The 25,587-nt window shown below is 60.0% G+C and carries 20 protein-coding genes; 14 read left to right on the top strand and 6 right to left on the bottom strand.

From position 1 onward, the window contains the following. Positions 1 to 34: 34 nt before the first annotated feature. Positions 35 to 2,170 (bottom strand): methylmalonyl-CoA mutase, encoded by a 2,136-nt coding sequence (scpA, locus tag LGH70_RS11095; protein ID WP_226185526.1) that lies wholly within the window; start codon positions 2,168 to 2,170, stop codon positions 35 to 37. 376 nt (positions 2,171 to 2,546) lie between these two features. Here scpA and LGH70_RS11100 point away from each other — a divergent pair, with 376 nt between their 5' ends. Then, positions 2,547 to 3,812 carry an outer membrane beta-barrel protein gene (locus tag LGH70_RS11100; protein ID WP_226185527.1) on the top strand — a complete coding sequence of 422 codons (1,266 nt, stop codon included), beginning with the start codon at positions 2,547 to 2,549 and terminating at the stop codon, positions 3,810 to 3,812. 87 nt (positions 3,813 to 3,899) lie between these two features. Here the strand turns inward: LGH70_RS11100 and LGH70_RS11105 are convergent, their stop codons facing one another. Next, entirely contained in the window at positions 3,900 to 5,675 is a 1,776-nt protein-coding gene (locus LGH70_RS11105) for a methylmalonyl-CoA mutase family protein (RefSeq protein ID WP_226185534.1), read from the bottom strand. Positions 5,676 to 5,854: 179 nt separating this feature from the next. Between LGH70_RS11105 and LGH70_RS11110 the strand changes: the two genes are divergently transcribed. The 5 genes from LGH70_RS11110 to dnaA all read left to right on the top strand — a co-directional run bounded on the left by LGH70_RS11110 (position 5,855) and on the right by dnaA (position 11,997). Next, positions 5,855 to 7,096 (top strand): outer membrane beta-barrel protein, encoded by a 1,242-nt coding sequence (locus tag LGH70_RS11110; RefSeq protein WP_226185536.1) that lies wholly within the window; start codon positions 5,855 to 5,857, stop codon positions 7,094 to 7,096. 110 nt (positions 7,097 to 7,206) lie between these two features. Continuing rightward, positions 7,207 to 8,478 carry a porin family protein gene (locus LGH70_RS11115; RefSeq protein WP_226185539.1) on the top strand — a complete coding sequence of 424 codons (1,272 nt, stop codon included), beginning with the start codon at positions 7,207 to 7,209 and terminating at the stop codon, positions 8,476 to 8,478. Positions 8,479 to 8,524: 46 nt separating this feature from the next. Continuing rightward, positions 8,525 to 9,286 (top strand): 5'-nucleotidase C-terminal domain-containing protein, encoded by a 762-nt coding sequence (locus LGH70_RS11120; protein WP_226185541.1) that lies wholly within the window; start codon positions 8,525 to 8,527, stop codon positions 9,284 to 9,286. Between the two features lie 144 nt (positions 9,287 to 9,430). Further along, complete coding sequence (locus LGH70_RS11125) at positions 9,431 to 10,357, top strand: bifunctional metallophosphatase/5'-nucleotidase (RefSeq protein ID WP_226185544.1); 927 nt, start codon at positions 9,431 to 9,433, stop codon at positions 10,355 to 10,357. Positions 10,358 to 10,500: 143 nt separating this feature from the next. Next, a complete protein-coding gene (dnaA, locus tag LGH70_RS11130) occupies positions 10,501 to 11,997 on the top strand; it encodes a chromosomal replication initiator protein DnaA (RefSeq protein ID WP_226185952.1) in 1,497 nt (498 codons plus the stop codon). Positions 11,998 to 12,087: 90 nt separating this feature from the next. Here dnaA and LGH70_RS11135 read toward each other — a convergent pair whose 3' ends face one another. Beyond that, positions 12,088 to 12,588, bottom strand: a complete 501-nt coding sequence (locus LGH70_RS11135; protein WP_226185546.1) for a hypothetical protein — start codon at positions 12,586 to 12,588, stop codon at positions 12,088 to 12,090. 143 nt (positions 12,589 to 12,731) lie between these two features. Beyond that, the gene (locus LGH70_RS11140) at positions 12,732 to 13,160 is read right to left on the bottom strand and encodes an OsmC family peroxiredoxin (protein ID WP_226185548.1); all 429 of its coding nucleotides are present in this window, start codon (positions 13,158 to 13,160) and stop codon (positions 12,732 to 12,734) included. A gap of 104 nt (positions 13,161 to 13,264) precedes the next feature. Here LGH70_RS11140 and LGH70_RS11145 point away from each other — a divergent pair, with 104 nt between their 5' ends. From LGH70_RS11145 to LGH70_RS11160, 4 genes are read left to right on the top strand one after another with little or no spacing between them, the layout of a single operon-like run. Beyond that, positions 13,265 to 13,777, top strand: a complete 513-nt coding sequence (locus LGH70_RS11145) for a hypothetical protein (protein ID WP_226185550.1) — start codon at positions 13,265 to 13,267, stop codon at positions 13,775 to 13,777. A gap of 51 nt (positions 13,778 to 13,828) precedes the next feature. After that, complete coding sequence (locus LGH70_RS11150; protein WP_226185551.1) at positions 13,829 to 15,325, top strand: GH3 family acyl-acid amido synthetase; 1,497 nt, start codon at positions 13,829 to 13,831, stop codon at positions 15,323 to 15,325. A gap of 46 nt (positions 15,326 to 15,371) precedes the next feature. Further along, positions 15,372 to 15,983, top strand: coding sequence for an SMI1/KNR4 family protein (locus tag LGH70_RS11155; protein ID WP_226185552.1), 612 nt, complete (start codon positions 15,372 to 15,374; stop codon positions 15,981 to 15,983). Continuing rightward, entirely contained in the window at positions 15,983 to 16,438 is a 456-nt protein-coding gene (locus LGH70_RS11160; RefSeq protein WP_226185553.1) for a 3-oxoacyl-ACP synthase, read from the top strand. Before LGH70_RS11155 ends, LGH70_RS11160 begins: the two co-directional genes overlap by 1 nt. A gap of 221 nt (positions 16,439 to 16,659) precedes the next feature. On the opposite strand, the gene LGH70_RS11165 is transcribed toward LGH70_RS11160, so the two are convergent. Further along, positions 16,660 to 17,145 (bottom strand): hypothetical protein, encoded by a 486-nt coding sequence (locus LGH70_RS11165; RefSeq protein ID WP_226185554.1) that lies wholly within the window; start codon positions 17,143 to 17,145, stop codon positions 16,660 to 16,662. Positions 17,146 to 17,275: 130 nt separating this feature from the next. Here LGH70_RS11165 and LGH70_RS11170 point away from each other — a divergent pair, with 130 nt between their 5' ends. From LGH70_RS11170 to LGH70_RS11180, 3 genes are all read left to right on the top strand, one after another. After that, positions 17,276 to 18,442 (top strand): 1-deoxy-D-xylulose-5-phosphate reductoisomerase, encoded by a 1,167-nt coding sequence (locus LGH70_RS11170; protein WP_226185555.1) that lies wholly within the window; start codon positions 17,276 to 17,278, stop codon positions 18,440 to 18,442. Positions 18,443 to 18,532: 90 nt separating this feature from the next. Beyond that, complete coding sequence (gene rseP, locus LGH70_RS11175) at positions 18,533 to 19,873, top strand: RIP metalloprotease RseP (RefSeq protein WP_226185556.1); 1,341 nt, start codon at positions 18,533 to 18,535, stop codon at positions 19,871 to 19,873. A gap of 92 nt (positions 19,874 to 19,965) precedes the next feature. Beyond that, entirely contained in the window at positions 19,966 to 20,484 is a 519-nt protein-coding gene (locus LGH70_RS11180) for a DUF6702 family protein (RefSeq protein WP_226185557.1), read from the top strand. Positions 20,485 to 20,726: 242 nt separating this feature from the next. On the opposite strand, the gene LGH70_RS11185 is transcribed toward LGH70_RS11180, so the two are convergent. Beyond that, positions 20,727 to 22,721: an OmpA family protein gene (locus tag LGH70_RS11185; RefSeq protein WP_226185560.1), complete on the bottom strand. Its 1,995-nt coding sequence runs from the start codon at positions 22,719 to 22,721 to the stop codon at positions 20,727 to 20,729. Between the two features lie 347 nt (positions 22,722 to 23,068). Between LGH70_RS11185 and lon the strand changes: the two genes are divergently transcribed. Further along, positions 23,069 to 25,525, top strand: coding sequence for an endopeptidase La (gene lon, locus LGH70_RS11190; RefSeq protein WP_226185562.1), 2,457 nt, complete (start codon positions 23,069 to 23,071; stop codon positions 25,523 to 25,525). The last annotated feature ends 62 nt before the right edge of the window (positions 25,526 to 25,587 follow it).

Here is a 25,587-nt window from a genome sequence, read left to right on the forward strand (position 1 = left end):
GACAAGCTCAGCATGACGGGCTTTTGTTACCAAGTCAGCCCTCAAGCTTCCTTAAAATCTCCTGCGCGGCCACGGCAATGACCGTTCCCGGGCCATACACGCCGACTACGCCGGCTTGGTAGAGGAAGTCGTAGTCCTGGGCGGGGATGACGCCGCCGGCAATGACGAGGATGTCTTCGCGGCCGAGCTGCCGCAGCTCCTGAATCAGCTGGGGAATCAGGGTTTTGTGGCCGGCGGCGAGGCTGCTCACGCCCACCACGTGCACGTCGTTTTCGGTGGCCTGGCGGGCTACTTCGCCGGGCGTCTGGAACAGGGGCGCGATGTCCACGTCGAAACCCACATCGGCAAAGGAGGTGGCAATGATCTTGGAGCCCCGGTCGTGGCCGTCCTGGCCCATTTTAGCCACCATCATGCGGGGGCGGCGGCCTTCGGCAGTGGCAAAGGCATCGGCGGCGGCCCGGGCTTTGGCAAACTCCTCGTCGTAGTTCATCTCGGCGGAATACACGCCCGAAATAGCCCGGATAGTGGCCTGGTGGCGGCCGTACACGGCTTCGAGGGCATCGGAAATCTCACCTAGGGTAGCGCGCAGGCGGGCGGCGTTTACGGCCAGCTCCAGCAGGTTTCCTTGGCCGCTACGGGCTGCGTCGGTCAGGGCCTGCAGAGCGGCTTTCACCGCGTCGTTGTCGCGCTCGGCTTTGATTGTGGTGAGGCGGGCAATCTGGGACTCGCGCACGGCGGCGTTGTCGATGTCGAGCACGTCGATCTGCTGCTCGTTGTCGAACTGCCGGTCGGTGAGGCGGTACTTGTTCACGCCTACCACCGTTTCCTTGCCCGAGTCGATGCGGGCCTGCTTGCGGGCCGAGGCTTCCTCGATGCGCATCTTGGGCAGGCCGGTTTCAATGGCCTTGGCCATGCCGCCCAGGCTTTCCACTTCCTGAATGAGGGCCCATGCTTTGTCGGCCAGCTCGTGGGTCAGGGTTTCCACGTAGTAGGAGCCGCCCCAGGGGTCCACGACGCGGGTAATGTCGGTTTCGTGCTGGAGGTAGAGCTGGGTGTTGCGGGCAATACGGGCCGAGAAGTCGGTGGGCAGGGCAATGGCCTCGTCGAGGGCGTTGGTGTGCAGGCTCTGGGTGCCGCCCAGGGCCGCGGCCAGGGCTTCCACGGCGGTGCGGGCCACGTTGTTGAAGGGGTCCTGCTCGGTGAGCGAGTAGCCCGAAGTCTGGCAGTGGGTGCGCAGGGCGAGGCTTTTCGGGTTCTGGGGGTTGAACTGCTTCATGAGCTTGGCCCAGAGCAGGCGGCCGGCGCGCAGCTTGGCAATTTCCATGAAGTGGTTCATGCCAATGGCCCAGAAAAAGGACAGGCGGGGCGCAAACTGGTCTACGTCCATGCCCACGGCCAGGCCGGCGCGCACGTACTCCAGGCCGTCGGCCAGGGTGTAGGCCAGCTCAATATCGGCGGTGGCCCCGGCTTCCTGCATATGGTAGCCCGAGATGCTGATAGAGTTGAACTTGGGCATGTTCTTGGCCGTGTAGGCGAAGATATCCGCAATGATGCGCATGCTCGGCGTGGGCGGGTAGATATAGGTGTTGCGCACCATGAACTCCTTTAGAATGTCGTTCTGAATGGTGCCCGCCAGCTTCTCGGGGCTCACGCCCTGCTCCTCGGCGGCGGTGATATAAAAGGCCATAATCGGCAGCACCGCCCCATTCATGGTCATCGATACCGACATCTGGTCCAGCGGAATCTGGTCGAACAAGATCTTCATGTCCTCCACCGAGTCGATGGCCACGCCGGCCTTGCCCACGTCGCCTTCCACGCGGGGGTGGTCGGAGTCGTAGCCGCGGTGGGTGGCCAGGTCGAAGGCTACCGAGAGGCCCTTTTGCCCGCCGGCCAGGTTGCGGCGGTAGAAGGCGTTGCTTTCCTCGGCCGTGCTAAAGCCCGCGTACTGCCGGATGGTCCAGGGATTCTGCACGTACATCGTGGCGTAGGGGCCGCGCAGGTAGGGCGCGGTGCCGGCCCCGAAGCCCAGGTGGTCGAGGCCGGCCACGTCGTCGGGCGAGTAGTGGCTCTTTACCGGGATGCCCTCGGGCGTGGTCGTGGCTTCCGTGGCGGGCACGGCGGCGGGCAGGGGAGCGGCGTCGTAGGGAATATGGGCGAAGTCGGGTTTCATCGGGCAGGCAGGAAAGCAGATGGTCGGAAGCGAAAGTGGCAGGAAAGATACTGGGTTTAGCCCGAAAGCAGGGCCGGCGCGGTGGTGGCTGGGCCCTCGAACGTGGGCATTGGCAATAACTCCAGGCGGGGCAACGTAAGCCTGCTGCGGAGCCACAAGCGGAGCCGGTAGGCGAACTGCGGCTTTGCACTGGCTACTCCGGTTAAACACCCCGACGGGAGGTGCCTAAGTTGCTTAGGCCAAGGAGCTGCCGCGCTTGAAACACGGGCAAAAGCGCAGAAAGTCAGAGAATAATATTTCCAACAATATTAGTATTCTACTGTAGTTGCCTAGCTTTGAGCCCGCAAATTATCTATCACCACTTTTTATCGATTCGATGAATAAAAAGTTACTCTCGCTGCTGGTTAGCAGCCTGTCTCTCTACGGTACTACCACTCTTCTGGCCCCTGCTTCGGCCCAGGCCCAGAGCGGCCCGCAAAAAGGCTACGTCGTGCTGCCGGCCGGCGACACGCTCCGCGGCACGGTCGTGCTGGGCCGGGCCAGCCGCAATGCCCTGACCTGTGAGTTTCAGGCCGCTGACCAATTCGCTGCCACGCAGTACCAGCCCACGGAGCTGCGCGGCTACGGCACCGACATGCTGACCTACGAAAGCCAGACAGTGCCGCGTATTGCCGACTCGGTGGGCGTGGCGACCATGCCCGTCTTTCTGGAAACGATTACCCGCGGCCCGCTGACGCTGTACGCCCTAAGCTCTGATGGTAAGGAACGCTACTTTCTGGGCGGCTACCGCCCGGGCAAGCTGGTGGAGCTACTGCAGCGCCAGAAGCAGATACAGCAGAACGGCAGGAATTATCTGGTGAAGCAGCCGCTCTACCAGGACACGCTGGCCCGCGCCTTCCAGAGCTGCCCCGATCAGGCCAAGCGCGTGACACAATACAGCTTCCAGGCCCAACAACTGGAAAAAGCTGTTCGGAGCTATAACACCTGTGCCGCGCCCGAGTTGGTCGCGAAGCAAAGCGCCCACCGGGGCAATTTCGGCTTCGGCGTTCTGGTCGGCAGGAGCGTTTCGGATATGCTTGCTATGGGTAGAAACGATGGCAGCGATGCCCAAAACCGCTCGTACGACGGAGATAGTTACTTCACTGTCGGATTGAGTATCGCCTTTACACCGGGCTATAAAGGCGCGCCCTTTACGGTGCATTCTGGTGTGCTCTACGAGCGGAACCGGTCCTTCGAGGAGAAAGCCGTGCCCGCGCTGATGGGCGGGGAAAATGTGAAACTCAAACTGAGCTACGTGGTGATACCAGCTATGCTGCGCTACAGCATCGGGCATGGCCGGTTGCGGCCCTATGCCGAAGCTGGCGGATCGGCACGTTTGCTGGCTGGGGTCAGCGAGGATGAAGTGTACTTCACCAGCTCAGATGACAAAGTATATCCACAGTTCACCTATTCCTTGTTGGGTGGACAAAAAACCTTTGCCTTTGGTCTGGGCGCCGGGGCTGGCCTGGAGCTGCGTTTGCCTAACGGGCAGCAGCTTTCCTTGGGGCTGCGTGCGGAAAAGACAAGTGGCCCATCCCTCTTGTATGGTGGCTCAACCTTTACAAATGTAAATGCTCTGCTGGGCTACACCTTCTCTAAGTAGCGCATACGCCCAAACAAAGCGTCCCCGGTATCAGCCTCACAAAGGGCTTGGTACCGGGGACGCTTCGGTTAAAGGCAAACCAGCCGGTTAGCGGCGCCCTTGCAGGCGGGCCAGCACATCCTCGGTGCTATAGCCTTCCACGTTGAACTCCCGGAAGCCAAACAGCGACACGGCTTCCTGCATAGTAGCCAGGTCAGCGGTGAGCAGGGTGGGCGGAATGAAGTCGGGCTCGTCGACGGGCACGCGGCAGACTACGCGGGCAAAGTGGCCGAACTGGTCGGGAGTAGCATACATGAGCGTGGCGGCTTCCGGCGTCGAAAACAGCACCGACAGCGTGCCTTCCGGGTGGCTGGCTTTCAGCGCCAGGCTTTCCTGCTGGGGCAGCAGCCGCAGAAACGACTCTAGAATCAGCTGGTTGGTGTGGGTGCCCAGCAGTACCACGGCCGCCCGCCGCCGCTTTTTCTCGCGGCGCTGGAAGTGCATAGCCGTGGCCAGCCGCAGCACTTCCGAGGGGTAAGCCGCCCGCGTCGAGTCGAACTCCTTGCTGCGCAGCAGGCGCTTGGGGTTGTAGTCGAACTGCTCCTGGGGGTTCTGGAACCGGTTGGTACCCACGATGATCTGCTCACCGTTGGCAATGCGCTGAAACTGCGTCTGGGCCACGCTGTGCAGCTCCTGTAGCACCAGACCAATGGCCGTCGGCAGCCCGCCGGCCGCCTCAACGCGCTGAAACACGGCCCAGCCTTCACGGGCCAGCTGGTCGGTGAGGGTTTCGAGGTAGTAGGAGCCAGCGGCGGGGTCGGCTACGCGGTTCAGGCCGGCTTCCTCGCGCAGAATCACGGGCAGGTTGCGCGCCAGGCGGCTCGAAAACTCGTTTGGGCTCTGGTAAATCCGGTCGAAAGGCGCCACGCTGACCGCATCAGCCCCGCCGAGCACGGCGGCCATGGTTTCGGTGGTCACGCGCAGCAGGTTGGTGTGCGGGTCCAGTGTGGTCTGCGACCAGGTGGAGGTAGCAGCAAAGATGCGCAGGGCCTGAGCTGCCTCTGTAGGCAGGCCGTAGGCGTGCAGCAGCGTGGCCCAGAGGCGGCGCAGGGCCCGCAGCTTGCCAATCTCGAAGAAGTAGTTGGGATTCAGCCCCACCTGCATCTGGAAAGCGGCGGCTACTTCCGCCAGGCTTACCTCGGCCGAGGGCAGTTGCTCCAGGTAGGTGGTGGCCGCCGCCAGCACAAACCCGATCTGCTGGATAACGGTGCCGCCCCGGTTGGCAAAGAAAGCCCCATTCAGGGTCAAGGCGCGAAACTCGGGCAGCTGCCGCGTCAGGGAAATAACCGTGCGCAGGTCGGCCAGCTGGTGGGCCAGGTCGGGGGTGTGGTCGGTGACGGGGTCGAAGCGCAGAAAGCCGCGCAGGCCCGCCGTGCCGGTAGCCAGCAGCCGCTCGACGAAGCCGGCCGCTCCAATCCGGACGGCATACCCAATGTAGGTAGTGGCCAGGGGCAGCCGCTCGTGCAGGAAGGTTACGTCGAAGGCCGCCGCGTCGGTTAGCTCGAAGTAGATGCCGTCGGCCCCGCGCGTCAGGGCCTCGGCCGCCAGCTCGATGGCGCGGTGGCCTTTGTCGGCGGGGCCGACGGCGTAGGTCGGCATATTCAGCCACTGGGTGTTGGGGTTCATCATCTGCCCCTGCGGCAGGCCTTCCAAAGCTTCCCGGTGGTAGAAGGGCTGCACCACAATGCCCTCCGGGGTGTGCCACTCCAGGGCGGCCTGGTCGGCTCCTTTCAAGTCGCGCCGGATGCGCTCCTGCCAGGCCGCAGTGCTGAGGGAGTCAAACTCGGAAAACGAAAGGGGCGAGGAGGGCGGGGTATCGGCCATAGGAAAGGGAATAGAGCCGGCAACCAGTGCCGGCGGATAGGAACGGGGTAAAGATACCGCATTGGCCGAAGATCAAGCACAGTGGTGGTGGCTTGGCGCTGCCTGTTTTCCCCGTAGCTTTGTCGGTTTACAACGTATCCGACTTCTTACTCAACGTCTTCAGCTTGCCTTTTTTACCCATGCCTTCCTTTTTACGCCTGCTGGCGCTACCCTTGCTCGCCGTGTCCTTCGGGGCCTCCGCCCAAGCCAATTTCCGGCCGGGCTACGTGCTTCCTGCTGCGGGGGGCGACACGCTGCGCGGCGAAGTGGACTACCGCGGTGCCCAGTATAATGCCAAGCTCAGCCGCTTCCGGGCTTCGGCCGCCGCGCCCGTAACCGAATACCAGCCCGAGCAGCTGCTGGGCTATGGCTTCACAAATGCCGAGCAGTACCAAACGCAGGTGCTGCCGGGAGCTACCTCTTCTAAGGTGTTTCTGGAGGCCCTGGCACTGGGTGCTCTTTCCCTGTTTCCCCACGTTGATGCAGAGGGCAAAGAGCACTATTTCGTACGCAAAGGCCCGGCAGCCCTGCAGGCTTTGGTGCAGCGCGACACCACCGTTACCCGCTTCAATCCTCAAACCCAGCAGCCAACTACCGTGCGCGAGCGGCAATATCCTTTCCGGAGCGTGCTCTGGCCTCTGCTGGCCGACTGTCCCGCCACCCAGGTGGGCGTGAAGAGTATGGAGCTGAAAAGGTCGGCCCTGGTAAAAATCATAACGGAGTACAACGTCTGCACGGGTAGCCCGGTGCGCTACGCCCAGCCCACGCGCGGGTCGAAAGTGCGGCTGGCTGCTTTTGTGCTGGGCAACAACAGCCAGATGGATGTGGAACGGGTGCAGGGCAAGAAGGTAACGTCGGACTGGACGCTGGGTGGGGGCGTAGGTCTCGATTTTGCACCGGCCTTTCTGAATCCTAAGCTGACTATGCAGCTGCAGCTGCTTTATACGCAGCATTCGTTCATCAAGGAGTATCTGGTTCCGGAGTCGCAGTTGATGAACGGTAGCGAGGGACGCCTCACCTACGACCTTGTCCAGAACTCTATCCAGATACCGGCGACATTGCGCTACACCTTTCCGAAAGGGGCGGTGCGTCCCTACTTCCATGCGGGCCCCCTATTTGCGTTGTACACGAAAAATACGGTTCAAGCATCACTGTCTTTCAAGAATAACGCCGGTGCACCCCAAACCGACACGTATGCTATTGATATGCGCAGCTATGCCATCGGGGGCACTTTGGGCGCAGGCATTGCTATTCCCACCCAGCGCGGCGATGTTACGCTGGAGGCCCGTGGTAGCCTGACCGACGCCCTTTCCCACGAAGCCGGGCGCATATCGGGCAAGCAGGATATTTCTGTCATTGCCGGTTTCACTTTTGGTAAATAACCGCGGTTAGCAGTCGGCCGATAGTGTTGACTGCCCGGAGCTTGTGCCGGCTAACCAGCAGCGCAGCGTTGCCCCCGTTTTCTATTTCTGCTTCTCTATCTCTTGCACTCATGCCTTCCTTTTTACGCCTGCTGGCGCTGCCCTTGCTCGCCGTGTCCTTCGGGGCCTCCGCCCAAACCGATTTCCGGCCCGGCTACATCGTGCAGCCGGCCGGCGACACGGTGCGCGGCGAAGTAGACAACCGCAGTGCTCTGCGCAACGCTACTCAGTGCCGCTTCCGCCAGGGTGGGGCCGTGCGCGAGTATGCGCCGGCCGAGCTGCTGGCCTACGGCCTGAGTGGCGCCAAAGTATACCATAGCCGCCCCGTAACGGTGCCCGACAGCGCCGCGCAGCCGGCCCGACCGTATTTTCTGGAGGTGCTAGTGGCGGGTGCGGCCAACCTTTACTCCCGGCGCGACGCCGACGGCAAGGACCACTTCTACATCAGTACGAGCGAAGCCGCCACCACCGAGCTGGTACAGCGCCGCAAGCTGGTGCAAACCAACAACTCCTCGGAGGTGAAGGTGAGTATCCGCTACCAGGAAAAGAACCTGTTTCGCGGCACTCTGGCCGAGGCATTTGCCAGCTGCCCCAGCGTGCAGCAGCGGGTGTCGGATCTGGGCTTTACCCAAAGCGCGCTGACCGCGGTTATCAAGCGCTACAATACCTGCGTGAGCGGTACTGCGACGAATGAGAAGCAAATCTCCGTCTCGCGCCTGCCGCGCCTGACGCTGGGCATCGTGGGGGGCATCAACCGGAGCCAGCTAAAAATCACGGGATACACCAGCTACAACGACGCCCGCTTCCCCAACGCCACCCAGCTGGTAGGCGGCCTGCGCCTGGGCCTGACGCTGCCCCGGCTCAGCGAAAAGCTCTCGGTGCAGATCGAAGCGCTCTACCAGCAGCAGGAGTTTCAGGCCGAGTATGTTACCAGCTTCGGCAGCTCTATCCCTTATAAGGAGCAGGGCCGCGTGGAGCTTACCTACCTCCGGATACCTATTATGCTGCGCTATACCTATCCCATCGGCCGGATACGGCCGATAGCGCAGCTGGGCATCTCGACCAACTTTGGCCTGGAAGCCGTGCCTATCATCCGGCAGCAGTCTTCTTATAATGCCGGATCGGAATACGGCACCTGGAAAGCCCCGTTGGATCCTGGGGCCGTCAGCCGCTTCGACCCCGGTGTAGTGGGCAGCCTCGGGGCGCAGCTTCAGGCCCTGGGCGGCCGCCTGATTACCATGGAGGCCCGCACGGAAAAAAGCTCCGGCTTTATCAATTCGGTTGGAATTAAGGACACCATGTGGCACCACTACGTGCTTCTGGGCGTTAACCTGACCAAATAAAGTTTCGGGGCCCGTACCTTTGCCCTCCGCCTATTTCCCTTTTTGCATGTCTTTGTCTCGTTCTCACTTTTCCGCGCTAAGCCTGCTACTAACCGCTGGCCTCACCTTCGGCTGCCAGCGCGGCGGCTACCAGGTGAAGCCCCAGCTGGCCCCGGTTACGGCGCAGCCCGTTTCTAAAACCCTGCCCGACGACCCCAAAGCGGCGGCGACCATCGCGCCCTACCGCCAGCAGGTCAATCAGCAGATGAGTGAAGTGCTGGGCGTGGCACCGGTGGCCATTGTTAAAAACAACGGGGAGTCGCCGCTGGCTAACTTCGTAGGCGATATTCAGCGGGAGCGGGCCAGCCAGGTGCTAGGCCAGCCCATCGACCTGGGCGTGATGACCAACGGCGGACTGCGGGCCAGCCTGCCGGCCGGGCCCCTCACCCTGGGCTCGGTGTTCGAGCTGATGCCTTTCGAGAACGAGCTGGTAGTGCTGGACGCACCCGGCCCGGTGATGCAGGATCTGCTGGCTTATACTGCCCGCATCAAAATGGCGCTGTCGAACGTGACCTACACCGTCAGCCCCGAGGGCAAAGCCGTGAATGTTCTCATCGGCGGTAAGCCCTTCGACCCGGCCCGCACCTACACCATCGCCATTTCCGACTACCTGGCCGGGGGCGGCGACCAGATGGTGTTTTTTAAGCCGCTGAAGCCCCGCCCCACCGGCGTGCTGCTGCGCAACGCCATTGCCGACCACCTGCGCATGCTCACCAAAGAGGGCAAGCCCGTAATGGCGAGAGTTGAAGGCCGGGTGAAATTGATGTGAGCAATGCGGGACTGTGAATAATGCACCCCGGTGCTAAGGAGAGAAGTGTGCTGATGACTCAGTACATAATCCTATAGACCCGTATTATTCATACTGCCACGTTCTTATGTACCCCCTATATTCCTCATTAGCACCTTGACTACGATGAATCGTCGCGATTTTATAAAGCATACATCGGTGGGCGCGGCCAGCCTGGGCCTGCTGGGCCTGAGCCTGCCCGCCGTGGGCCGCGAAACCCAGAACGTGCGCCTCACCATTCTGCACACCAACGACATGCATTCGCGCATCGAGCCGTTTCCGGAGGGTAGCGCGCAATACGCGGGCATGGGCGGCATGGCCCGGCGCGCCACTTTGATCGAGCAGATTCGTAAACAGGAGCCCAATGTGCTGCTGCTCGACTCGGGCGATATCTGGCAGGGGACCCCCTACTTCAATTTCTTTAGCGGGGAGCTGGAATACAAGCTCATGACCCAGATGGGCTACGACGCCAGCACCCTGGGCAACCACGACTTCGACAACGGGCTGGAAGGCCTGAAAAAGCAGCTGCCCCACGCGGGTTTCCCGTTTCTGGTGGCCAACTACGACTTCTCCCAGACCATTCTGGCCGGGCAGTTCAAGCCGTACAAGGTGTTTGAGAAGGCCGGCATGCGCATCGGCGTGTTCGGTATTGGCATCGAAATGGCCGGCCTGATTTCGGACCGCAACATCGGGGGCACCAAGTACCTCGACCCAGTGGCTACCTCCCAGGCCATGGTGGCCCAGCTGCGCGGAGCCGAGCGGTGCGACATGGTTATCTGCCTTTCCCACCTGGGCTACAAATACGAAAGCGCCAAGATGGACGACCTGAAGCTGGCGGCCCAGGTAGCGGGCATCGATTTGATTCTGGGCGGCCACACCCACACCTTCCTCGATAAGCCCGACGTAATAGCAGGACCCAAGGGCCACCGCACCCTCGTAAACCAGGTTGGCTGGTCAGGCATCAACCTAGGCCGTCTCGACTATGCTTTCGAGCATGGCACCAAACGGCTGGCTGTTGCCAGCTCCGCCGTAGTTCCTGTACTAGTGGGGTGAGAAAAGCAAGGAAAAGAGCGTTTTTTTGTGTCCTGACTTTTCCACATTTTTGTCTCCCCCTAGAAAAAACGGGCTTTTTTGACCCCGTTTCCGACCCTATTGTCCGTCCTGTAAGCACCTGGTGCTTTTGTCTTAACTAATTGATGCTGAAGGATTGCCGAACCGTATGGGCCAACTGTCTTCGCGTCATCAAGGCTAATATTGGTGAGCAAAGCTTCCGCACTTGGTTCGAGCCAATCGTGCCGGTGCAGCTCCACAATAACGTCCTGATCATCCAGGTGCCCAGCCAATTTTTCTACGAATGGCTGGAGGAACATTATGTCGATGTTCTAAAGAAAGGCATCTACCAGGAGCTGGGGCCGGAAGGTCGCCTGGAGTATTCCATTGTGGTGGACCAGGGCAACAGCCAGAACAAGCCGCGCACGGTCAACATCCCGACTTCGCGCAAGGCGGCTGCCCCCACTCAGGCCGCTTCACCGGCTGCCGCCATTGCTGCCAGCGCCCTTACCGGCTCGGCTCGCAACGTAGCGGCTGCCGCAGCGGCGCCCGTCAGCAACCCCGACATGCTGCGCAACCCGTTCGAAGCCACCAAGGCCATCGACCGAAACTATGTGAAGTCGCAGCTGAACAACACGTATTCCTTCGAGAACTACGTGGAAGGGGACTGCAACCGCCTGGCCCGCTCGGCGGGCTTGGCCGTGGCCAACAAGCCCGGCACGACCAGCTTCAACCCCTTGATGGTGTACGGCGGCGTGGGCCTGGGCAAAACCCACTTGGTGCAGGCCATCGGCAACCACATCAAGGCCACTTCGCCCGATAAGTTCGTGCTCTACGTGTCGGCCGAGAAGTTCACGAATCAGTTTATCGAGAGCCTGCGCAACAACGGGGTGCAGGATTTTGCCAATTTCTACCTGCTGGTCGATATTCTGATTCTGGACGACGTGCAGTTTTTGTCGGGTAAGGACAAAACCCAGGAGATGTTCTTTCACATCTTCAACCACCTGCACCAGGCCGGCAAGCAGATTGTGATGACCTCCGACCGGCCCCCGCGCGACCTGAACGGCCTGGAAGACCGGCTGCTTTCCCGCTTTAAGTGGGGGCTGACGGCCGACTTGCAGAGCCCGGACTTCGAGACGCGCATGGCCATCATCCAGAACAAGATGGAGCAGGACGGCATCGATATTCCCCCGCAGGTGGTAGAATACCTAGCCCACTCAGTGAATACTAACGTGCGGGAGCTGGAAGGCGTGCTGATTTCCCTGGTGGCCCAGTCGAGCCTCAATCGGCGGGAAATTGACCTGGAAATGGCCAAGCAGGCCCTGCGTCACATCATCGAGGAAGTAGAGGCCGAGGTAAACCTGGACTTCATCCAGAAAACCGTAGCCGAGTACTTCAGCATCTCCCTGGATTTGCTCAAGGCCAAAACCCGCAAGAAGGAAGTCGTGACGGCGCGGCAGGTGGCTATGTACTTCGCCAAGGAGCACACCAGCCACTCGCTCAAGAGCATCGGCTTCCACTTCGGGGGCCGCGACCATAGCACCGTTATTCACTCCGTCCAGACCGTTTCTGACCTGATTGACAGCGACAAAAACTTCCGCAACACGATAGTGGACCTGCGCAAGAAGTTTGTCAAGAAGTAAGCTGCCCGCACTCATTGCATTGCCCAAAACAAAAAGGTCCTGCCGAGCCAAGCTCCGCAGGACCTTTTTGTTGGTACGAATACCGGCTGCTTAGCTGCGCGGAGCCGGGGCCGTTTCGCGCAGCGTGATGTTGTACTGGGCGGCAAACTGGCGGATTTCGTTGCGAAAATTCTCCCGGCGCTTGGGGCCTTTTACTTCGCGCAGGCTCAGTGTGTACAGGTCGTTGGAGCGCAGGCGGATGCGCAGCTGCATGGGCGCCAGGTCGATGGCCTCGATATCTTCGGCGGCAAACACCTGCTTGGGACGAAACAGGCCGCCTTTGTGCACGATGTAGCCGGGCGTGAACTCCAGGTAGCTCTGGGTGCCGAAGATGGGCGCGTTGTGCACCAGCACGTAGCCGATATACACTAGGCTGAACACCAGAAACACGTAGTGCAGAAAATGGTAGTCCTGGGCGCCTTCGTCGGAGCTGATCAGAAATAGCGTGTAGGCAATCCAGAGGACGCCAATGAGCAGCTGGCCCCAAAACGGAACCTTGGACGTGTCGGCGGGACGCAGCCGGATGCGGGTAGTTTTGGTGGCGCGGGGCATAGAAAGTAGAGGTCTGACCACAAAGTAAACGAAAAACCGGCAACGCCTGGGGCGAAACCGGTTTTTGGTTTGTCAGTTGATGGTACAAAAGACCGTCATGCTAGCCAAGCGGACGCCAGATCAAGCATGACGGTCTTTCGTGCTTACTTCAACGTGGCCGAGGCCAGCTCCATTTCGGGCACGGCGCTCAGCAGCTGCGAAATCGGGCAGTTGGCCTTGGCGTTTTCGGCCTGCTTCTGGAATTCTTCCTGGGTGATGCCTTCCACTTCGCCTTCGGTCGTCAACACGATTTTGACCACTTTGGGAATGTCACCCGACGTATCGAGCGTTACTTTCGACTCGGTGCGGATCTGCTTGACTTGGGCGCCGGCCTTGGTGAGCTGGCCGGTGAGAAACATGGTGTAGCAGCCGGCATGGGCCGCTCCGATCAGCTCCTCGGGGTTGGTGCCTTTCTGGCCTTCAAACCGGGCCCCAACCGAGTAGGGCGCCTTGACCGTGCCGCTCTGGGTCGAAACTTCGCCGCTGCCTTTGATGTCGCCGTTCCAAACGGCATTTCCGCGCTGATTAATCATGGTGCTGGTGTTGTTGAGGTTGTGTAACTGAATATACTCATTAGCGGGCGGCGGAGTTGGTCCAATTCTGCTTTATGGCCCATCTTGCCTACTTTCCCGCTTCTATGGATTCATCTGCTTCAGGTAAACTCCCGGCTTCCGCCTGGTTTCGGCCGCTCCTTATCGGGCTGGGTTGGCTGGGCTTTGGGCTGTTTGTGGTGAATACCGTGGTAGACGACTGGCAGTTTGAAACTATCAGCCACAGCCTGTTGCGCACTTTTGATACTGCCAAAAACTGTTTGTTTGCCCTGTGGCCCGTAGCAGTATGGGTGCAGTTTGAAACCCGGCTCAAGGAAGGCTGGCGCTTTTACGCCGGAATTCTACTGCTGCTAACCACCATACCACTGTGGCTAAGCTGTGCCTTTCTACTCGTGTTTGAGGATGACGGGGGCTGGCAGGAAGAAATGGTACAGTATGAGTCGGTCAATCCGCCCGTGCGTATCGTGCAGCAGCGGCGCAACGTATTTCCCACCATTGATACGCAGTACCGGGTCGTGAAAATTACGCCGCTCTGGGGCCCCTGGCAGCACGTGGAGCCTGCCGATACTGCCCGCTTCCCGGTGGAGCACTACCGCTAGACTGCCCGCCGCACGACAACTCACCATTTCACTACTTCACCACCTCCCCGCATGGGTCTGAAATCTGCTCTGAGCCGTCCGCTGGCCGCCTACATTCACCACCGCTACCAGCAGTGGCAGCGGGATTCCGTAGCTACCCAGCAGCGCGTGTTCCGGCAGCTGATTGACCAGGGCCGCCGCACCGCCTTTGGGCACGACCACGACTTTGCCGCCATCAACACGCCCGCCGACCTGGCGCGGCAGGTGCCCGTGCGCGACTACGAGGCCCTGGCTCCGTATTTCAACCGGGTGAAAGCCGGCGAAGCCAACGTGCTCTGGCCCGGTAAGCCCGAATACCTGGCCAAAACCTCGGGCACGACCTCCGGGGCCAAGTACATTCCCCTGACCAAGGACAGCATTCCCAACCACATCAACGGGGCCCGTGATGCGCTGTTTCACTACATCCAGGGCACCGGCAACAGCCGCTTTCTGGATGGCAAGCTGATGTTTTTGTCGGGCAGTCCGGCGCTGGAGAAGGTGGGCGGCATTCACACCGGGCGCCTGTCGGGCATCGTCAACCACCACGTACCGGCCTACCTGCGCCGCAACCAGCTGCCGACGTATTCCACCAACATCATCGAGGACTGGGAAACCAAGCTCGACCACATCGTGGAGGAAACCCTGCCCGAAAACATGACCCTGATTTCGGGCATTCCGCCCTGGGTGCAGATGTACTTCGATAAGCTGGTGCAACTGACCGGGCGGCCCGTGAAGGATATTTTTCCGCAGTTCGACCTGTTCGTGTATGGCGGCGTCAACTTCGAGCCGTACCGGGCCAAGCTGTTCGAAACCATCGGCCGCCCCATCGACAGCATCGAGCTGTTCCCGGCTTCCGAAGGTTTTCTGGCCTTCCAGGACCAGCCCGGCAACCCCGGCCTGCTGCTGCTGCTCGACGCCGGTATTTTCTACGAGTTCATTCCCGCCGAGCGGTTTTTTGAGCCCAATCCGTCCCGCCTCACCATCGGGGAAGTCGAACTGGACCGACAGTACGCGTTGGTGCTCAATTCCAACGCCGGCCTCTGGGGCTACAGCCTCGGCGATACGGTACGCTTCGTGAGCAAAAATCCGTACCGGGTGGTCGTCAGTGGCCGCATCAAGCACTTTCTCTCGGCCTTCGGCGAGCATGTCATCGGCGAGGAAGTCGAGCAGACGCTGCGCGAGGCCATGAGCCGGTTTCCGGAAGTGGAAGTCGTGGAATTCACTGTGGCTCCGCGCGTGAGTAGTGACCCGCAGGAGCCGAGCCGGCACGAGTGGCTGGTCGAGTTTGCCCGCCCGCCCCACGATGCCGCCGCCTTTGCCGCGGCCCTCGACGAGGGCCTGCGCCGCCGCAACGTGTACTACGACGACCTGCTGACCGGCAGCATTCTGGCCCCGCTGCAGCTCACGGCGCTGCCGGCCGGGGCATTTCAGCGCTACATGAAAAGCCTGGGCAAGCTCGGCGGGCAAAACAAGGTGCCGCGCCTGAGCAACGACCGGCAGGTGGCCAATGGGCTGGTAGCTTCTGGATAGCGGTGAAAGTGCCGACTAAAGCTTATTCCTGTACCAAAGTGAAGCCATGATGAATAGCACAAACTGGTCCGATACGCTCCGCCAGATCAGCCAGGAAATTCTGTCTGACCCCGACTTTATCAGCGGCAATATGGCCTCTCTGGTTAGGCCGGAACAACGTCAAGCACAGTGGCTGGGAGCTACTGGAGCTACAGAGGCAACGTTACTGAGCTTGGAGAAGCGCCTTCAGATTTCGCTACCGGCTTCGTACCGGGCTTTTCTACAAACCTCTGATGGGTTCGGGCCACTAGACTATTTTATCTGGAGACTGAAGCCCTGCGCGGAGGTGGACTGGCTGGTCAAGACCGATGAAGACTTGATTCAGATTTGGGAGCGAAATATGGGCGCTTTACCAACAGTACCGGATGATGATTATTACCGGTATGGCGACAGCCAGATAGATGAACAGCTTCGGGTGGAGTATTTGCGAGGCTGTTTAATGATTTCTGATTGGGGAGATTCGGGTTTTCTGGCATTGAACCCGGCAGTGCAACACGAAGGGGAATGGGAGGCATGGCATTTTGCCAATTGGAAGCCAGGAGCAACTCGGTACCGTTCTTTTGCAGAGTTAATGCAAAACACACTGAAGATGTACCGGGAAATTACACGAGAACAGTAATGATGTCCGATATCAAGCAACAACTCTACACCCTCTGCGAGCAGTACGCCCAGGACCGCCTCAACGCCTGCCTGGCCGCCATTCAGGCCGCCCAGGAATCGGCCAACAGTGAAACCAAGAGTAGCGCCGGCGACAAGTACGAAACCGGCCGCGCCATGGCCCAGAACGAGCGGGACCGAAACCTGGTGCAGCTTCAGCAGGGCCGGCAGCTGCAGGGCGAGCTGCAGCGCATCGACCCCAGCAAGCCCTGCGACACGGTGCGGCCCGGCGCCTTGGTACGCACCAGCATGGGTTGGTTCTACATCAGCATCAGTGCCGGCAAGCTCCCGGTAGAGGGCACCGACTACTTCGCCGTATCGGCGGCGGCTCCGGTAGCGGCGGCCCTCAGCGGCAAGCGGGTGGGGGAGGAGGCCGTGTTCAACGGCAAGAAGATTCGGATTGAGGAGGTGCTGTAGGGCAAGTAGGCCATTTAAAAATGAACGTCATGCTGAGCTTGCCGAAGCATCTCTCCCGCAGCAGTAAATGCTTTTACTAGTGCAGTAGAGATGCTTCGGCAAGCTCAGCATGACGTTCTTTATTCTGAGAATAAAATAGCAACGTCAGTAAGCGGAATGCTTCGCTCAGATGACTTATTAGTTTAGCAGCACTTCTATCTGAAGTTCGCCGGATATGTAGCCTACAACTTCGGCAGCAGCCCAGAAATACCTTTGATGTTGAGCCGCACGAAGTTCTTGACCCGCTCAAACTTGGCCGTGGTTTCTTCCAATTCCTCGTCTTTGTCGAGCTTGCTGGGGCGGTGGGTTTCCAATAAATCGAAGATGCTTTCGGCAATGTCGATGTAGCCCAGAATCATCAGCAGCAGGAGCTTCTTTTCGTCTTCCTGGTAGCTTTTGGTGCGCACGGCCTTCACCAGGCTGTCGAGCTGGTTGGTTTCGTCGATGAACAGGTCGCGCAGGTAGAGGCGCTGCTGCTGGTAGTCGGCCAACTGCTGGGGCTCGGTTTGGGCGGCCGAAAACGGGAAGGAAGTGGTGAAGGTGACGGCGGCGCGGAAGTCTTTTTCGGCGGTGTACACGGTTTCCAGGTGCTTTTGCAGGCTGGTCCAAAGGCCGTTGCGGGCTTTGTCGAAGGCGGAAGGGCTGGCGGCGGGCGTAGGGTCGGTCATGAGTAGGCTGAATGCAGAAGCAAAAGTACGCGGTTCTGGTGCTTGCCGCCGACGCCCGGTGTCAGGAACTGAAAGTTCGGCTTACTTTTGCCAGCGGCAACCCCACCGTGCCCGTAGCTGTACCTGTCCCATGTCCTCTCTTCTCAAACGCGTCACCCTGCTGGGCTCTACCGGCTCCATCGGCACCCAGGCCCTCGACGTTATCCGGGCCCACACCGGCCGCTTTCAGGTGGCGGCGCTGTCGGCCCATTCCAATGCTGATTTGCTGATTGCGCAGGCCCGCGAATTTCGGCCCGCCGTTGTCGTCATCGGGGATGAGCGCCAGTACGAAACGGTGAAAACGGCCCTGGCCGGGCAGCCTACTGAAGTGCTGGCCGGCCCCGCCGCCCTGACCGAAGTAGCCGGCCGCCCCGACACTGACATCGTGCTGACGGCCATGGTCGGCTATTCGGGCCTGCTGCCCACGGTGGCTGCCATCCGGGCCGGCAAAGACATTGCCCTGGCCAACAAGGAAACCTTGGTGGTAGCCGGGCAGCTGATTACGCGCCTGGTAAAAGAGCACGGCGTGGGCCTTTACCCCGTCGATTCGGAGCACTCGGCCATTTTTCAGTGCCTGGTCGGGGAGGAGCGCAACCCGATTGAGAAAATCATCCTGACGGCTTCCGGCGGCCCGTTTCGGGGGCGCACGGCCGAGCAGTTGGCCTCCGTCACCAAAGCCCAGGCCCTGAAGCACCCCAACTGGGACATGGGCGCCAAAATCACCATCGATTCGGCTTCGCTCATGAACAAGGGGCTCGAAGTCATTGAGGCCAAGTGGCTGTTTGGGCTCACCAACGACCAGATCGACGTGGTGGTGCACCCGCAGAGCATTATTCACTCCCTCGTGCAGTTTCAGGACGGCTCGTTGAAAGCCCAACTGGGCTTGCCCGACATGAAGCTGCCTATTCAGTACGCCCTGGGCTACCCCGAGCGGCTGCCGTCCGATTTCCCACGCTTTTCCTTCCTCGATTACCCCCAGCTCACCTTCGAGCAGCCCGACCGTGCCACCTTCCGCAACCTGCCCCTGGCCTTCGAGGCCATGCGCCAGGGCGGCAACGCACCCTGCGTGCTGAATGCAGCCAACGAAATTGCCGTAGCGGCTTTCCTGCGCGACGAAATCGGGTTCCTGCAAATGCCGAGCTTAGTGGAAAGCTGCCTGACGAAGGTTTCGTACCTTGCCGAACCGTCGCTGGACGACTACGTGCAGACCGACCAGGAAACGCGCCGCGTGGCGCACGAACTGGTTGGCCGGCTGTAAGTGTTGTCAAACAAAATGCCGCTTCGCCGGTGCTATGACAGCTGACGCCAGCTCCGTAATTTCCCCTTCTACCCAATACCAAGTTTCGCTTTGGAAGTATTAATCATGGCCAGCCAGATGTTGCTGGGCCTTTCTATTCTGGTGGGTTTGCACGAGTTCGGGCACTTTGCCGCCGCCAAGTACTTCAAGATTCGCGTCGATAAGTTTTACATCTTCTTCGACTTCCTGTTTCCGATGCCGGGCGTGATGAACTTCGCCCTGTTTAAGAAAAAAATCGGGGAGACGGAGTACGGCCTGGGCTGGTTCCCGCTGGGCGGCTACGTGGCTATTCACGGCATGATCGACGAGACGCAGGATGCCGAAAGCCTCGCGGCCGAACCCCAGCCCAACGAGTTTCGCTCGAAGCCAGCCTGGCAGCGCCTGATTGTGATGCTGGGCGGCATTATCATGAACGTTATTACCGGTATTGTCATTTTCTCGGCCCTCACGTTCAGCTACGGCGAGAAATACCTGCCCGCCTCGGAAGTGCGCTACGGTATCGTGCCCAACAAGCTGGGCGAGGAAATGGGCTTCCGCACCGGCGACAAAATCGTCAAAATCAACGGCCGCCCCTTCACCGAGTTCGACGAAGTGTATAGCAGCGACGTGATGCTGGGCTCCAGCAGCTACTACACTGTAGACCGCAACGGGCAGCTGCTGGATATTCCGATTCCGGCCGGCTTTATGGACCGGCTCTCCGAAAAGGACCAGACGCCCTTCGTGCTGCCCCTGAACCCGTTTGTGGTAGACCAGGTGGTATCGGGTAGCGGCGCGGCCAAAGGCGGCCTGCAGCCCAACGACCAGGTGACCCACGTAGCCGGTACACGCACCCAGTTTTTCCCCGAGCTGCAGACGGCCCTGAAAGCCAATGCCGGCAAAACCGTACCCGTGCAGGTGCTGCGCAACGACCAGCCACTCACTCTGCAGATTGCCGTGGATGAGGAAGGCCACATTGGCTTTATGCCCAAGTCGCTGCTGAAAGAAGCCACCCGCACCTACGGCTTGGCCGCTTCGGTGCCGGTAGGGGCCAAGAAAGCCTTTGGCGTGGTCACTACGCAGATGAAGGCCTTTGGCCAGATTCTCAGCGGTAAGGCGTCGTTCAGCAAGTCGATGGGCGGCCCGGTCGAAATTGCCCAGCAGTATGGCGGGCAGTGGGACTGGCTGCGTTTCTGGACCCTGACCGGCATGTTGTCGATGGTGCTGGCCTTTATGAACCTGCTGCCCATCCCGGCCCTCGACGGCGGCCACGTCGTGTTCCTGCTCTACGAAATGATTGCGGGCCGTAAGCCTTCTGACAGCTTCATGGAAAACGCCCAGAAAGTGGGTATGGTCCTGATTCTGGGCTTGATGGGCTACGTGCTGATCATTAAGCAGGTGCTCAAGCTGTTTTAGCCGAGCCTGGTTTGGAATCTTTTTGCGTAAAGCCGTGCTCCTGCAAAGTGGCACGGCTTTTCCTCTACCGGCCGTTCCTGATGCGTAAACCGATGACCCGTTTTTCCCTGGTTCCCAGCCGCTGGTGGCTGCTGGCTGCCCTGCTGGTGCTGCTGCGCCTGCCCGCCGTGGCCCACGCCTACCACGCCAGCATTATGGAAGTGCGCTACAACGCGCAGAAGCAGCAGCTGGAAGTAGCCCTGAAAGTCTTCACCGACGACTTCGAAAAGGCGTTGTCCGTGGGCCAGCCCCGCGCTATCAGCTTCGACCAGACGCCGCGGCCCCAGGTGACGCAGCTCACAGCGGAGCTGCTGCGCAAGTCCCTGGCCTTTGGCACCAGGCCCGGCGAAACCTTGCCGCTCCAACTTATCGGCTTCGAAAAAGACCATGAAGCGCACTGGCTGTACCTGGCCGTGAAATTGCCCCGGCCCACCAGCAGCCTCGTGCTCCGCCATAAGCTGCTGGTCGATACCTTCGCCGACCAGATGAACATTGTAAATCTCGATGCCGGTGGCAAAAAGCAAAGCGCCCTGTTCCGGGAAGGCAACGAGGAGCAGAAACTGGCGTGGTAGAAGGCTGGTACCTGCCTGGATGAAGAAGAGAATGTGCTGATGCGTCAAAGCCTATCGTGTCCTTGCCAGCAGTGCGCGGCTACTCGTCGGCTGATACGGGCATAGTGCTCCAAAGCAAAAAGCCCTCAATCGTTGCTACGGTTGGGGGCTTTTTGATAAAAGGTTATTTCATACTGCGTAGCGGACGGATGGCTTCGCGCTGCTCGCCAGGACGCGTGGTGTAGTCCATCAGCTTCTCCAACTTACTTCCAGTCCAGGGTGCCATCGACTGGCTTCTTGTCGTCGCCGGGCTTGGGCTTGTCCTCGTCGGGCCGGATCAGGCGGAACTCTACGCGGCGGTTGATGCGGGCGTCTTCCTCGGTTACTTCCTCTTTCAGCGGCTGGGTGCTGCCGTAGCCCATGCTTTCGATGCGGTTGGGCTTGAGCTTGCCTTTCGTTTCGATGTAGCGCCGGATGGCCTCGGCGCGGTCTTTCGAGAGGGTTTCGTTGAAATCCGGGTCACCCTTGGAGTCGGTGTGGCCCTTGATGCTGAGGCGGAAGGTAGGGTGGTCAACCATGAACAGGGCAATGCGGTCCAGAATCGGGTGCATAGCCGCCCGGATGTTGGCCTTGTCCTGGTCAAACTCGATGTTCTTGAAAATCAGCGGCAGCCGGTAGTCAATTGAGTTGGTCATGAGCTTCATCACCGTATCGCCTTTGAGCTCGAACTGCTTTTCCACCGTGAAATAATCCGGGCTCTGAATCAGCAGCACGTAGTGCGAGCCTTCAATCAAATCGAAGTCGAATGAGCCGTCGGGCCGCACGTATTTGCTGGCCACCTCAATGCCGTTGTCGGTATCAATCACGCTCACAATACCATTAAGCGGCTTACTGCTGACGGAGTCCACCAGTGAACCTTCGATGTGCGTGGTAGCCAGCGGCTGGGCCTCCATGGGCAGCGGGAAGGAGTAGAGGTCCAGGTTTTTCAGGTCCTTGGCCTCCGAGCGGGCATAAAACAGGTTGGTCGATTCCGAGTCGATGGTGAAGTAATACTCCGAGCCCTTGCCATTTACCAGCGGCCCGATGTTGCGCGGCTCCTGCCAGCGGCCCCGCACCCGGTAGGTTTTGTAGATGTCGAAGTCGCCGTAGTTGAGCAGCTGCCCGCGCGAGCTGAAGTATAGCACGTTGTAGAGCGGGTGGTAGTAGGGGCTCACCTCACTTTCGCGGGTGTTCACCACCGGGCCCAGGTTCTGGGCTTTGGTCCACTGGCCGGCCTTGTTTTTGGCCGTGTACCAGATATCCGAGAGGCCGAAGCCGCCGAGCCGGTCGGAGGCGAAGTAGAGCGTGTCCTCGTTGCGCGACAACGTAGGCTGCGAGTCCCAGGCCGGCGAGTTGACTGTGCTGCCCAAACTCTTGGGCATGGTCCACTGGCCTTCCTTGAACGTGGAAACGTACAGGTCGCAGTTGCCGTGGCAGGTAGGACACTCGCAGCGGGCAAAATACAGCGTCTTGCCATCTTTGGTAATGCAGGCCGAGCCTTCGTTGTACTGCGAGTTTATCGGCTTGGGCAGCGGCTCGGCATCGGCCCACGACACGCCTTCCTTGTGGGAGGTGTACAGGTCCTCATCTACGGCGTCGGCTATGCCGCGGGTTTTGCGCTTGGAGGAGAATATCAGCTGGTCGGCGCCGGCGTTGAGCGTGGGGCCGTAGTCTTCCACCTTGGAGTTGATGGCGTCGCCCATGCTCGTGTACACGCCCTTGGGCGGGTGAAACGTGGCAATGCTCTTGCGGTACTCCACGATGTCGTAGTACACCTTGAGAGGCACGTAAAGGTCGGCCTCCTTCTGCTCCAGCGAGTCGTAGTACAGCTGGATTTTCTTCACGTCCTGGCGGTGGTGCTTCAGGGCCAGGCGGTAGTAGGCTTTGGCTTTTTCCTCGTTGCCGGCCTTCTCCCAGAGCTGGGCCAGGCGCCAGAGCAAGGGCGTATCCTTGTAGAAGTTCTGGATGCCGAACAGCGATACATAGGCTTCGAGCAGGCTGCGGGCCTGGTTGTAGTTGCGGCGCTTTTCGGCCTTCTGAATGGCTTTCAGCGCCTTTTTATCGTGGAAATATGCCAGCTTGTTGACGTTGATAAAGTCGGGGGTACCGTCGGGGCGCACCCGCAGTTGGCGCGTCACTTTGCCCGTGAGCTTACGGGTGGGCGGCGGCGTGTTTTTTTGTTGGCCCTGCCCGGTCCCGATAAGGGTAAGAAAGAGCAAAAGGGTGAGAAGCGGGCGTAGAGAGCGGAGCATAAATCAATAAGGCACAATGGCCGGCCCAAACGGCGCGGCGGAAGATCAAAAATAGGGAATTTCTCATCTACTCAGCACTGCCGAGTTGCTGCCGGACTGGCGGGTTGGTGTGCCGCCTTGGCGGGTTTCGGCCTCATGAATTACCTTTTTCGGCCCGTGGCATAGCACTTGACAAAGCCGTATATTCGGAAGCTCGCTCGCTTCGTCCTGCGTGTTGCCTGCTTTTGCTGTCATTCTGGCACCGCCCTCTACTTCCCGACCCTCGTTTTATGAGTTCATACGATCCGCGCAAGCCCAAACCTAATGTATTGCTGATGACTGAGGATCCCGCCGAAATGGTGTCTATCGTGGCTGCCGACCCTGACCAGCCTCTTTCGGAGCAGGAGTCGCCGGATGTGCTGCCGCTGCTGCCCGTGCGCAACACCGTGCTGTTTCCCGGCGTGGTGCTGCCCGTCACGGTCACGCGTAAGAAAAGCATCCGGCTGGTGCGCAAGGCTTACCGCGGCAATAAGATTGTAGGCGTGGTGGCGCAGAAAAACACCTCCAGCGACGACCCGGCCCTGGCCGACCTGTTCGAAGTAGGCACCATGGCCCGCATTCTGAAGCTGCTGGTACTGCCCGACGGCAACACGACCATCATCATTCAGGGCCAGAGCCGCTTCCGCATCGAGGAGCAACTCCAGGACACGCCCTACCTCACGGCCCGCGTGAGCTACTCGCCTGAAACTTTCCCCAACAAGAACTCCAAGGAAGTGAAGGGCTTGGTATCGTCGCTGAAAGATGCGGCGGCCAAGATGCTCAAGCTCAACCCCGAAATTCCGCAGGAGGCCCAGGTGGCCCTGGACAATATCGAGTCGCCGGCCTTCCTGACGCACTTTCTCTCCTCCAACATCAATGTGGAAGTGGGGTTGAAGCAGAAACTGCTCGAAATCAACGACGGCGTGGAGCGGGGCACCATGCTGCTGGAGATGATGATGAAGGAGATTCAGCTCTTGGAAATCAAGCACGAAATCCAGACCAAGGTCCACACCGACATCGACCAGCAGCAGCGCGACTATTTCCTGCGCCAGCAAATCAAAGTGCTGCAGGACGAGCTGGGCTTCGATGGCCCCGACCAGGAAATTGACAAGCTGCGCCAGCGGGCGAAAGGCAAGAAGTGGCCCGAAACCGTAGCCAAGCACTTCAACAAAGAGCTGGAAAAGCTGGCCCGGGTGAATCCGCAAGCCGCCGAATTTCCCATCAGCGTCAACTACGTGGAGTTCCTGCTCGATTTGCCCTGGGCCGAGTACACCAAGGACAACTTCAACCTGAAGCGCACCAAGAAAATTCTGGACCAGGACCACTATGGCCTGGAAAAAGTGAAGGAGCGCATCATCGAGTACCTAGCCGTACTCAAGCTGAAGCAGGACATGAAGGCGCCCATTCTGTGCCTGTATGGTCCGCCCGGCGTGGGCAAAACCTCGTTGGGTCGCTCCATTGCCAAGTCCTTGGGCCGCAAGTACGTGCGCATGAGCCTAGGCGGGGTGCGCGACGAAGCTGAAATCCGGGGACACCGCAAAACCTACGTGGGCGCCATGCCCGGCCGTATCATTGCCCAGATCAAGAAAGCCGGGGCCTCCAACCCGGTTATCGTGCTCGACGAAATCGACAAGATTGCCTCTGATTTCCGCGGCGACCCTAGCTCGGCCCTGCTCGAAGTGCTGGATCCGGAGCAGAACTCGACTTTTACGGATAACTACCTGGAAGTGGAGTACGACTTGTCCAAAGTCCTCTTCATTGCCACGGCCAACTCTCTGGATACCATTCAGCCCGCCCTGCGCGACCGGATGGAAATCATTGACCTGACCGGCTACACGCTGGAGGAGAAAACCCAGATTGCCAAAAAGCACCTCTGGCCCAAGCAGCTCACCGAGCACGGCCTGAGCCAGAAGGACGTGACCATCACCACGCCGGCCCTGCAGCGCGTGATTGACGACTACACCCGCGAGTCGGGGGTCCGGAGCCTGGAGCGCAAGCTCGGGGCCGTGACGCGCAACATTGCCAAGAACAAGGCCATGAAGGAGCCTTTCCCCGATACGCTGGAGCCCAAGGACATCAGCCGCATCCTGGGAGCCGCTATCTTCGACCGGGACCTGTACCAGGACAACGAAACCGCCGGTGTCGTTACGGGCCTGGCTTGGACCTCAGTGGGCGGGGATATTCTCTTCATCGAGAGCCTGCTGAGCCGCGGCCGGGGCAAGCTGACCCTGAGCGGCCAGCTCGGCGACGTGATGAAGGAGTCGGCTATTACGGCCCTGAGCTACCTGCGCAGCCGGGCCGACGAGCTGGGTATCGACTACCGCGTTTTCGACCAGTACGACCTGCATATTCACTTCCCCGAGGGCGCCGTACCCAAGGATGGGCCCAGCGCGGGCATTGCCATCTTCACCAGTATTGCCTCAGTATTCACGCAGCGCAAAATCCGGAGCCACCTGGCCATGACCGGCGAAATCACGCTGCGGGGTAAGGTACTGCCAGTGGGCGGCATCAAGGAGAAGATTCTGGCCGCCAAGCGCGCCGGTATCAAGGACATTATCCTGTGCGAAAAGAACCGCAAGGATATCAACGAAATACCCGCTGACTACCTCAAGGACCTGACCGTGCACTACGCCGACCGGGTTGATGATGTGCTGAAAGTGGCGTTGCTGAACGAGAAAGTGGCTCACCCCATCAAGCTAATCGTGCGGGATGAGCCGGCTCTGGTCCCCGGCGCCAGTGTGGAAGTCGCCTAAACGGTAACTCTCCCCGCAAGAGGCTGCCGGACTAGTGGGAAGGTTGGGAGACTGTCTCCCGG

This window comes from Hymenobacter nitidus, from assembly GCF_020447315.1.
GTDB classification, from domain to species: Bacteria; Bacteroidota; Bacteroidia; order Cytophagales; family Hymenobacteraceae; genus Hymenobacter; species Hymenobacter nitidus.